The organism is Streptomyces sp. NPDC020884, from assembly GCF_044333935.1.
Lineage (GTDB): Bacteria > Actinomycetota > Actinomycetes > Streptomycetales > Streptomycetaceae > Streptomyces.
In genome coordinates this window covers 281,441-292,885 of sequence record NZ_JBIRRY010000007.1, presented here as the reverse complement: position 1 = coordinate 292,885, position 11,445 = coordinate 281,441, and the positions used below count along the sequence as shown (strand labels likewise).

3 protein-coding genes are annotated in these 11,445 nt (G+C 69.6%); all 3 read right to left on the bottom strand.

The window, feature by feature from the left end:
• Nucleotides 1-12: 12 nt before the first annotated feature.
• Entirely contained in the window at nucleotides 13-1,104 is a 1,092-nt protein-coding gene (locus ACH4UK_RS22735) for a DNA polymerase thumb domain-containing protein (RefSeq protein WP_398358934.1), read from the bottom strand.
• A complete protein-coding gene (locus ACH4UK_RS22730; protein ID WP_398358933.1) occupies nucleotides 1,101-4,568 on the bottom strand; it encodes a DNA polymerase III subunit alpha in 3,468 nt (1,155 codons plus the stop codon). Before ACH4UK_RS22730 ends, ACH4UK_RS22735 begins: the two co-directional genes overlap by 4 nt.
• Nucleotides 4,569-5,104: 536 nt before the next feature.
• Complete coding sequence (locus tag ACH4UK_RS22725) at nucleotides 5,105-11,437, bottom strand: AAA family ATPase (protein WP_398358931.1); 6,333 nt, start codon at nucleotides 11,435-11,437, stop codon at nucleotides 5,105-5,107.
• Nucleotides 11,438-11,445 lie beyond the last annotated feature (8 nt).

Below are 11,445 nucleotides of genomic sequence, written 5' to 3'. Positions count from 1 at the left end.
TGGGCGATCTTGTCAGCGAATGGAACCCGTGCCCGCGCCGTCACATCCGCTCCGTTGTGGTCTGACAGGTGCCCGGGTCACGAGGTGGGACATGGGTGTGCCGTTGGGCTGGGCGAGGGTTCCCGGGCGGATCGCCTGATCACCGAAGCGGGCCCGCGCCCGGTCGGCGGCTTGCTCGATGCGGCGTCGTTTGCCGTCCGCCGGGTCCAGGAGCAACTGCTGGACGGTGTACTGGGCATCGGTGAGGTCCGCGCGAACAGTGATCGTGCGGACACGGGCGCGCTGCAGCCCGAAGCGGGAGTACAGGTCGTACGCGACAGCGCTGAGTGCCGGTGTGTGAGCGGTGTACTCCTCCAGCGTGCGCGATCGCTGTGTCGTGGCGCCGTCGGCGTACGAGATGCTCAGCGCGAGCCGCGCGGCGACCTGGCCGGTGGTGCGCAGCCGCAGCCCGAGACGTTCACAGAGGTCAAGCAGGGCACGGCGGTGTGCGGCGGGGTCAAGCTCGTCGTGGCTGAACTCGTAGGAGAAACCGGTGGACTTGGGCGCCGCCTCGGAGGTGACCGGGCGCGGGTCCAGACCGCGGGCCCGTTGCGACAGCGTCACGGCAGTGGCCTTGCCGAGGATGCGCTGCAGCGTCAGCAACGGAACGTCGAGAAGGTCGCCGATGCGGTGGAGGCCGTACTCCCTGAGCGTACGGACGGTGGCCGGGCCGACCCCGTAGAGGGCACCGACAGGCTTGGGACGGAGAAACGCGGCGACTGCCCCGGGGGCCGAGGCGACGACGGTGACCTGACCGGGAGCAGTCGTGTCGGCCGCCATCGCGGCCAGCATCCGATTCGGGCCGGCGCCGATCGTCGCGCGTAGTCCGAGGTGTGCCGCCAGGCGTAGTGCGGCCATGGCCGCCAGGCCACCCGTGTCCCGGTCGAAGAACCGTAGGGCACCGGTGACATCGAGGTCGGCGGTGTCCGGTGGGAGGGCCTGCACCAGCGGGGTGAGATCACGCAGCAGCGCGAGGGCCCGCTCGTACGTCTCCTGGCCGGTCGGGCCGAGGTCGTGGAGCTGAATGCGCAGGATGCTTCGGGCTCGGGTGGTCATGGCGCTCACCCCGCCGATCCGGGAGATCGATGTCCCAGGCGCCGCAGGTCGGCGGAGCGGGATCCGGCGGGTCGCAGATCGCTCCAGGCGTTGAGCTTTGCCCCGGTCGTTCCGTCTTCGAGTGTCCGGCCCGCACCCGACGTGCTGTCACCGCGGGCAGGTGTGGGGGCGGGTGTGGTGCGGCCGAGCAGGCCAAGAGCGGCTTCGGGGCCCAGGTCGCGGCGGGTGGTTGCGACTTCCTCGAGGTCCCAGGCGGCCTGCCCGACCACGGTGCGCCGAGGGCCGCGTTCCTCGACGACTCCGCGGACCAAAAGCAGGCCGGAGTGGAAGACTGTGTGCGCGCAGGTGTCGTGGGAGTCCTCGAAGAACGCGAGGTCCACGAGGCCGGAGCCGTCCTCCAGGGTCACGAAGATGACCCTCTTGCCGGACGGGATCGGCGGCGTCTGGGTCGATGCCCGCACACCGGCGACCAGCACATGCTGTCCGCGGTGCATCGCCTGCAAGTGGCGGGCGTCGGTCGCGCCGAGCTCGGCGAGCAGGCGGTGGTGGTGTTCGAGCAGATGACGGCTGACGTCGATGGAGAGCACGTCGATTTCGGCACTCATCACGTCGCGGCCGGTCATCTCGGGCAGCCCGGCCGGCTCGCCCGCGTGCGTCTCGTCGCCGAGCGGCAGTTGGCCGTCGATCGCGGTCCGGTTGCGTGCGGAGCGGTGCAGCTCGGTGGCCTGCAACAGCAGATCCCGCCGGGTCAGCCCGCCTTGCAGCGGAGCGAGAGCTCCGATCTTGATGAGGCGCTGGGCGAGAGGCAGGGACGGGCGGGCGCGCAGCCACAGATCCTGCAGTCCGGCATACGGCTGCCCGGCTTCGATGCGGGCGCTCTCCGCCTCGGTGATCCCGCGCACCGTGGACAACGCGAGCCGTACGCCCCAGCCGTTCGGGGTCGGCTCGACGCTGTGTGTGCTGCGAGAGGTGTTGACGTCGACCGGCAGGATCGCCACTCCGAACTGCTTCGCGTCCTGGACCAGGACGCGGGGCGCCCACATGCCGGGGTCGTGCTGGAGCAGCCCGGCGAAGAACGCGGCGGGGTAGTGCGTTTTGAGCCACGCCGACTGGACGGCCGGGACCGCGAAGGCCACGGCGTGCGCTCGGCAGAATCCGTAGGCCCCGAACTCCTTGACGATGTCCCAGACTTCGCCGATCACGTCCGGGGTGTAGCCGCGCTCGTCGGCGCAGCGGCGAAACCACGCCTCCACCTTCGGCAGCCGCTCGGCGTCGGCGAGGGCGCGGCGTCCGACATCTGCGGCGGCACGGTCGCAGCCGGTCATCATGACCAGGATCATCATGATCTGCTCGTGCCAGATCACCACCCCGTACGTGTCATCCATGATCGGCACAAGGTCGGGGTGGGGATATCGAGGTTCCTCGACCCCGTGCCGGGCGGCGATGAATTTCGCGGGCATGCCCCCGGCGACCGGGCCGGGCCTGAAGAGGCTGATGTCGGCGATCACATCCTGCATGTGCCGTGGCTGGAGCCTTGCGATGAGATCTTGCTGGCCTGAGCTCTCGAGCTGGAAGCAGCCCAGCACCTTGGTGCTGCGGATCAGTTCGAAGGTGGACTCATCGGCGAGGTCGACGTGGTCGGGGCTGTCGAGGTCGATGTGCCGGCCTGTGGTGCGGCGGATCTCGGCGACCGAGTGCGCCATCGCCGACTGCATGCGCACGCCGAGGACATCGAGCTTCAGCAGGCCGAGGTCTTCGACATCGTGCTTGTCCGCCTGCACCGTCGGATATGAACCTCCCGGGGCGGGCTGCACCGGGAGGCGACCGAGCAGGCTCGCGTCGGAAAGGATCACGCCGCACGGGTGCATGGCGAAGCCGCGCGGCAGGGCGTCCAGGCCCTCTGCCAGCTCCCACAGCGGACCGTACTGGTCGGCCTCGGCCGCGAGCTGCCGCAGTTCGGGCAGCTCGGACAGTGCGGAGCCGATGTCGCACGCGCGGATGTGCGGAAAGCTCTTTGCGATCCTGTCGATGGTCTGCGGGCGGATCCCGAGCGCGAGCCCCGTATCGCGCAGGGCGTGACGGGCCCGGTAGGTCTCCGGCATCCCGGTGACCGCCACGCGTTCGGAGCCGAACCGTTCGAAGATCCGGTCGTAGACCTCCAGGCGCCGGTCCGACTCGACATCGAGGTCGATGTCCGGCAGGGCGGTGCGGCGCTCGCTGAGGAAGCGTTCGAACAGGAGCCGGTGCGAGAGCGGGTTGGCCGTGGCGATGAAAAGGCTGTGGTTGACCATGGACCCGGCACCGGAGCCGCGGGCGGCGACCCGGATCCCCATGGACCGCACGTCCGCGACGACCTGGGCCACCGCGAGGAAGTACGCCTCATATCCGAGGCGCTCGATCACCCCGAGCTCGTAGCCGAGCCGATCCATCGCCCGCACGTCCCGGTCGAGGCCGCGGGCGGTCATCCCGGCCTCGCTGCGCTGCCGCAGCAACCGCATCCCGTCCCCCGGCCGGGTGCCGGCTCCCACCACGTACGGCTCGGGGAAGTGTGCCCGCCCCAGGCCGAGGTCGCGCACCGGGTCCACCATGCACTGCTCGGCGGTAGCTGCCGTCTCCTCGATGAGACGCCGCCCTCGACCGGCCGGGGCGCTCGCGGCCGCGGCCACCCGCTCTGCCACCTCGGCCATCTCGGCTCCGGACTTCAGATACCGCTCGCCCGGGTCGAGGGCTTCACGCTGCGGGATTGGACGCAGCAGCCGGGCGGCGTCCAGCACGTCGGCCAGACGGTGCTGCTCGCGCCGCTCGTAACGCACCGCGTTGGTGAGCACCGTCGGGATGCCGAGCCGGTCACCCAGAGCAAGGGTGTGCGCGGCCAGCCGCACCGATCCCGCGCCTAGCCCGGACAGTCCGTAGGCGACCGCCTCCAGCCGGAGAAGTCCCTGACCCGCGATCTCCCGCCACGGGACGAGCAGCCTTTCCGCGACGTCCGGCCGCCCGGCGGCCAGCGCACGTACAGGCTCGGAGGTCGGCCCGAGGATCGCCACCACATCCTCGCCCAAGCCCTCCTGCAGCGCCTCCCACGAGGTGACCGGAAAGCCGTCGACCGGATGCGTGTAGGCCGCGGAGACGAGACGGCAGATACACGCCCACCCGCTCACAGAGCCTGCCAGCAGCGTGATCCTCAGGCGCGGCTCCGCCACGTGCCCACCACCGCGGACCGGTGTGCGCGAGCGGCGAGGAGCCCTTGTCGTGTCGAATGCCGGGACGGCGAGATCCACCCCGAAGATTGGGCGTACTCCGGCGCTCAGGCACGCCTTCGCGTGCCGCACAGCGCCGGTGACACTGTCCCGATCAGTCAGCGCGAGCGCACCCATGCCGAGCTCCGCCGCCCGGCGCACCAGGTCCTGCGGATGAGAGGCCCCGTAGCGGGCGGAAAACCCGGAAGCGACGTGAAGATGCGTGAAAACGCCCATCGTGCACCTCCAAATCTGCTCTGGCACCCCCTGCTCGTCTGGCGTCCTGCGCCCAGGACGCCACATCCGATCTACTCGCACAATAGTTCGATAAAAAGATTTCAGCCAACCGATCTTGCTGTGGCTGGTTGTCATCGTCGCCGGAGTGGTCGCCTAGGGCGTCAGGAGGCCAGCAACCTGCCCGGTCTGCAGAACCTCACCTGCGACACCTTCAGCACCATCCCAAAGACCAACTGGTACAGGACCCTGCTCAAGGGCATCTTCAACTTCCAGTCCGACCGCACCGTGCTCCAGCTCGCGGTCTGGGCCCTCTACAGGTGGTCCCGGTCCTCTACTTTTTCTTCCGTGAGCCCCCTACGGCCCCACGCGCCCCAACCCGCCGAAGCAGAGCCCACCGCCTGATCCCGAGCACGCCCGGCGCCAGGGCCGCACACGTCGTGTGCACGCCCTGGCGCCGGGCAGGTCGTACTCGTGCCTGGTACTGGGTGCCGTTCCCGTGCCGTCCCTTCAGACCACGGTGTCCCGTCTGCTCCTATTCAGTCCGCTTCCAACCGGATGACGACATCTCGGATGACGATCGGTGCGGATTCCTGCTCGGACAGGATGTCCAGCAGGTCGGGGCGGATTACGACGGCACAGCCGGTCGTCCGTGGCCAGGGCAGGCGGTAGGCACTCCGCTCATACTCGGTGCGCCAGCAGATGAGCCGCAGGGCCGGACCTCGGTCGTCCTCCAATGTCAGCGGGGCTCCGGGCCCCAGGCGGAGTGCAGTGCGAAGCCACGGGGTGGGTGTGAGTGTGAAGCCGGGTACTCCCAGGCCTTGGGCGGCGTCTGCGGCGGCGGTCATGGCGCGGTCGAGGCCGAGGAGCGGGATCCCCGGCGGGAGGTCAACAGCGGGGTGCTGCCCCTGCGGTCGGGTCCACTCCTCGATGTCGCCGTCTGAGAAGGGGATAGCGTCGCTGTCCTGATTCCCGTAATCCGTCACTTCCGGGCCTGAGAAGCTCACGACGGTCAGGCCGGTCTTCCGAGTCTGCGGTGACAGGAACTTGCGTTCCTCCACGGAAGCGAGGATGCGCCAGCCCGGGAGGGTCTGTCCGGTGAGGGCGGCGGCTTGCGTCAGTGGCCGTGTGGAGATGGTCTCGGCGGTTGTTCCGGTCAGCGGAGTGACCTGGCTGGCCGGGGCGTCCGGGCCGGGTGGCACAGGAAGGTCGGGGCGTGGCCAGCGTGCCTCTTCGAAGGCCAGCGGAAAGCGGGGGTCGTCTGTCAGCACGGTGGCCAGCTGATCCTCCCAAGCTGCCGGATCGCTCACGCCCAAGCCCTGCGAGAGCCTGTACGCGCGGCTACCCGCCGCCACCGTTTGGATCGCCTCTTCGATGGTCTCCTCGATGGTGAGATAGGCGTCCGGCAGCTCGCCCTCGTCGGCGCTGCGGTTGGCACGGGACTGAACCTTGTTCCTCTCGATGGTGCGCTCCGTGTCAACCTCGCGGCGAACCCTGGCGAGGACCGCTCGGATCAGCCCGGGCTGCAGTTGCTCGGCTTCGTTCAGCCGCGCGCCAGCCACCTCTGCCACCATCCCCGTCACGACGCGGTCTCTCTGGCTGTCTCCCTGTGCGGCGGAGGTCCACAAGCGGCTCGGCGGGTCCAGCCCGGCCGGGTCTGATGCTCCCATGGACACACTGGCCGCATCGGTGAGCAGCCGACGGGCGAGGGCGCGGACGGTGAGCAGCGGTCCTCGGGCCAGTGCCTCGAGCGCCTCCTGGCAGTGGTCCACGACAGGTTGGGCTTGCGGCCCCTGCTCCTGGAGTAGGCACAGCAGCCACATCAGGGTCGCCGGATCGGAGAGTTGCTCCAGCGCGAGGGCCATGGCGGGTGCCGTGGCTTCGGGGCGCAGTGTGACCAGAGATCGCGTCGCAACCATCGCTCGGCGTTTGCCTTCCCGGTCCGCGTGTGCGACTGCGGCCAGTGCCGCGGTCGCGAAGGCGTGATCGAGATCGCCGGGAGCGGGGGTTCCGTTGTCGGGGGCGCGGTAGGGGTGCTGGGGGTCGTCGCTGTCGTGGACCCGTGGTGCTCTGCTCTCGATGACCGTTACGGCTTCGTCCCAGAGGGCGAAGGCCAGGTCGAGGGAGTCGTTCGGGGGCAGGCCGAAGGCTTGTTGGGCGAAGGCGAAGATTAGTGCCTGGGTGATGCCGTGGGTCCCGTACCGGCCGGCGCTCACCACTGCTTCCGCCTCTTCGGTGATGACGCGATGGGTGAGCGTGCGATCGAGTTGCGCGGCGATACGAAGGGCGTCGAGGGCTGTTTCGCCTCCGAAGTTCAGCCATCCGCCTTGTCCGCGGGTGCGTACCCAGGTCAGTGCGTAGGCTTCGGCGGCGAGAGTGTCGTGGCCGTTCTGACGGAGCTTGTCCGCGAGTTGGCGCAGCAGGAGTGGGCCGTCCCGGAAGTCGAAGGGGCCGGCGATGGCACGCAGGACTTGTGCGGCCTTGTCGGTCTGTCCTCGGGTGGCGAGGTTGAGCAGGCCGTCGCCGACGAGGTCTGTCATCTGTTCGAGGGTGTGTTGTGGTGCGTCGGCCTCGTACGGGCTCAGGTGCCATGCGCGCAGTACCTGGATCAGGCCGACCGGTTCGGAGGGCGCGGGCGACGGGGCGGCAGGTGAGGTCGGGGCCGTGGCGGACTGCGCGGGGACAGGTGTGCTGCGGCGGGGCTGAGACTCGTCGGTGACCGGTGGTTCGGGCAGGCGGGTGAGCTGCGGGGCGCCGAAGCGTTCGGCGACGGCGTTGAGTTCCGCGACCAGTTGTGCGTCGGCCGGCCTGGTCTGGTCGCTGGAGGAGTCGCGGTTGGCTTGCCGTTCGTCGGCCCTGCTCAGTGCGATGCGCAGCAGTTGTCGAACGCCATCGGGCGTGGAGGGGCAGACTGTCCGGGCGAGCCGGTCCAGAAGCGCGGCGTCAGCTTGGAGGAGCGGGGTGTCCAAGGTGATGCGGAGCGCGGTTGCCACGACTGGATCGGCGGTGTCGTTCCACGCGCGCCAGAGGTCTTCTCGGGCGCCATGGAGGATGGTATTCGGGCCGTTGCAGTCGCTGAGCAGGCCGGTGGCTGCGAGATCGGCAAGGGCCGCAGGGTCTGCCCCGGCCAGGGCGTTCCACCACCGCGGGCGGGCAGCGTTGGTCTCCTTGCCGTCGGTGTGAAGGACAAGGCGTTCGCACAGTGGCTGGATTCGCGCCACCCGCGCCCGCCCCCGGGCCGGGTCCGCAGTGACCAGGGCGGGCAGCGGATCCAGGACCTCATAGACGGTGATGTCCTTGCGCCAGCCGTAGGCCACTAGGAAGTGGCAGGCCGCCAGCCAGTGCTTCTCGGCCTCGGCGAGATCCTCGGCGGTGAGGGCGAGGCGCGCGTGGATGAGGAGGTAACGGGCGAGGTCGCTGTAGAAGCGTCCGCCGGCCTGCTGGAGGAACTCGTTGCGAACAGCTTCGGCGACGCCAGCCCGCCGTGCGGGCGTGGTGTGCTCGACAGCGGTCGTAAGGAGTGTGTCGACTGGCAGCGGTCCGCCCATCTCGCCGCCCAGGCTGACACTGATTTTCCGGCTGACGTGGATGAGGGTCTTCCACGCCTGCGGCCAGTCCTGGTCGGACACGAGGGCGGCCGCCCGGCGTACCGACTCTTCAATGAGCGGATGGATCGAGTAGAGGTCGCACGCACGGGGTTCGCCGGCGAAGGGGCTGAGGTCTGCGGTCAGGAGCCCGAGGGCTTCGATGACCAGGCCGGACCGGGTGGATGCTTCGGCGGCTTCGGCACGTGCGAGGGCGATCGCGAACCGCAGCCAGCAGGGGTACCAGCCAGCCCCCTGGACGAGAGCCGGTACCGCGTCCAGGGCGATGAGATCGGTCCGGGTCGTGATCGCCAGGGCATCGAGCCACCTGGCCACGGGCTCGGGGCTCCACCGGACCTGTTCGTTCTGTACGCCGCGGGTGAGGGCGAACAGGGTGTCGCGGGCGGTCGAAGTCTCGTCTACCGCAAGGTCGGCGGCGAGATCGGCGGCGGCGACCCCCAGTGCGAGCAGCCGGTGCGTCGCTCCCGGCAGGTAGCCCAGGTCGGCGGCCTTCTGCGCCCAGTCCGTGGCGGTGCCCGCCTCTCCGGGCACCGCGCCTGCGGCGATCTGCTCGGCGAGTGCGAGGCATACTGGGCCGCCCGTTTCAAGGCGCGGCACCAGGTCGGTGACGGCCTCGATCCCGACGGTGTCGAGGAGCATCTTCACGACGGCGTCGGCCGCTGCCTGGTCACCCCGTTCGTCGAACCACTCGGCGATGCGGTCCAGCGACACCGGCCGGTCAGTCCTGTCCTCGGGGGACTCCTCACCTATCCCCTGATCGGTAGCCGACAGGCGCAACCAGCCCCGCAGGTAAGCCAGTTCGACGGCTCGGTCGGACTCCGCCCCGTAGGAGGTGTTGTCCGACTCGGCCTCGTGGTCGTGTGCCGTGATGTACGCGTGCCAGGGTGCCACGGCGCCTGCCGCGTCGAGGACGGCGCACATCTGCAGACCTGCCCGGGCGGGCATGACGGTCCGGCCGTCGTGCAGGATCCGGTCCGACAGCGCCTGAGCCCCCATCAAGGCGATCGGCACGTCGGCGAATTCCACCAGGTCCGAGTCGAAGCGCTCGAACTCGTACGTCTGCGCGGCCCTGGCGAGTTCGACGCACCGCGCGACGACCGGCCAGTTCGCCGTCCGCGCGGCACAGCGCACGCCGGTGGCCAGGTTGTCCCTGATCGCCGAGGCCGGGTGGGCGGTGGCGACGGCCCGGGTGACGAAGTCTCGCCCGATGTAGTCCACCACCTCCGTGTCGCGTCCAGCTTCGGCGAGGATCTGCAGGAGGCGGCGAAAGGCCCGCGAGTCGTCGAACAGTCCCTTCCCAGTCAGCCAGGTGGCGATCAGCGCCAGCGTCGATTCCAGGGCCCCAGAGTCGCTGCCGTAGCCCAGGCGCAGGTAGCGGGCGAACGACTCGTGGTAGACGCGGATTTCGCCGGGTCCGGCCGTCCCGGAGAGCACCGGGGCCAGCACCTTCAGCGCGCTGTCGATCCTGTGCGCCCGGTCCGGGATGATCTGCCCGAGCTCCTCGCGGGTGACGGACATTCCGAGCAGGGCGATGATGTCCGCGACAACATCGGCTTCCGCGCCGAGCGTGTCGTAGAGGTGGGCGTAGTAGCCCTCCAACGATCCCTGGTAGGCCGGAAGTGCCCGCACCACTGCCGCGGCTTTCGTGATCGTCTCCGGCCGGAGGGCGACCTCGCGACAGAGGTATGTCGCGTACAGGGCGTTGCCGCCCGAGCGTTCCTGCAGCGCGTCCAGGAAGTCGGTCACGTCGCGGTTGTCGGTCAGGAGGGCTTCAGTGCGCTCGTCGTCCGCCGCCGGGACGAGCCCGAGCCGCTCCGCGACGGCGCGGCACTCGTGCGCGGTCAGTGGCGGCACGGCGACGGAAGCCACCTCGGCGTCCTGGAGGGGGACGAGGTGGTTCCCGGGCTGGCTGAGGACGATGAGGACGCTACCGGGCGGAAGAGACAGCGAGCCGAGGACCGCGGCGAGGGCCAGGGACGGATCGGCTCTCCTGGTCCTTCCTCCTTGTACGCGGGTGACGTGGTCCAGTCCGTCCACGACGAGCGCCACGCGCCGGGTGGGGTCCTTGCGCAGAGCGGTGTCCACAGCCGTAGTCAGTGCTTGCGCATCGGCGGCAAAACGTGGGCGCTGCTCCTGGACGAGGTCGGGGTCCGACTCGGCCAACCGGCCCAGCAGGCTGCCGAAGACCGTTTCGGTGACCACCCGGGTCAGCTGGTCACCGTCGGCGTCGCCGAGGTAGCAGTAGTGCTCGGCGACCAGCCATCCATCACTGGTGAGTTGGTCGACCAACTGCTGGCACGCCCAGGACTTACCCTGTCCCGGAGAGCCCGTGACCAGCAGGAATCCCCCGTCGGCTGCCGCTGTCCCGGCCGCTTCCGCCAGGACGCCGACCGTGGCAGGCCTGGCCACTTCCAGGGCTCGGTCGACAGGGTTCGCGCGCACCACGGCGCCGAGGTCGCTGCGCAGTTGGGCCTGGCGCAGTAGCTCGCGGGGTGTCACGTCGGTTCCGCGCTGCCGGGCGGAGCGGACTGCGCGGATCAGCGCCTCGGCTACGTCCACCGGTGAGCGTCCCTCGTTGGGATAGATCCCCGCACCGAGCTCGCCACGCACCCGTTGGAGGAGGAGCTGTTCGGCCGGCCCTGGCTGCAGGAGGTCCGTCGTCATGGCCGGTGCGCCGACCTCCACCACCAAGTGCTCGCACAGCCATTCCAGGTCCTGCTTGGACACGGCCCTGTCACCGCTGGTCAGGAACCCGAAAATATTGCCCGCCGGGCGCCGACCCCGTGCGGGCAGGTCGTACCCTCGCCAGAGTGCTTCCGCGTCGAACCGCAGGAGTGTGCTGTTCATCCCCGGCAGGAACGGCACGTCGGAGGAGCGGGCTGGCACCATCACCGCGTTCAGTGCCTCGTGATCCGGAAGTGCGTCGCGCATCACGATGCGTAGCCGGTGGGCGGTGGCGTCCGCGCCCGGTCCGTCCCGATCGGCGACAGCAGCCGCCACGAGACGGTCCAGCCCCAGTCCGCGGTGGTCGTCAATCGTGAACGTGGCGTAGCCGAGGGGGCCTTTCTCGTCCGAGTGCTTGAACTGGGTCCGTTCACGGGATCCGTCCGCGTTGATCACCGTGAGGTCGTCGAAGCGGTCGTCTGTCACCAGCTTCTTGTCGACATGGACCCTGGCGATCCCGCCGAGCAGCAGGTCGACGACGCGGCCTGCCTCCATCAAGTCCTGGTACTCATACCCGCGGTGGGCTGCAGTTAGATCACTCATGTCGTCAG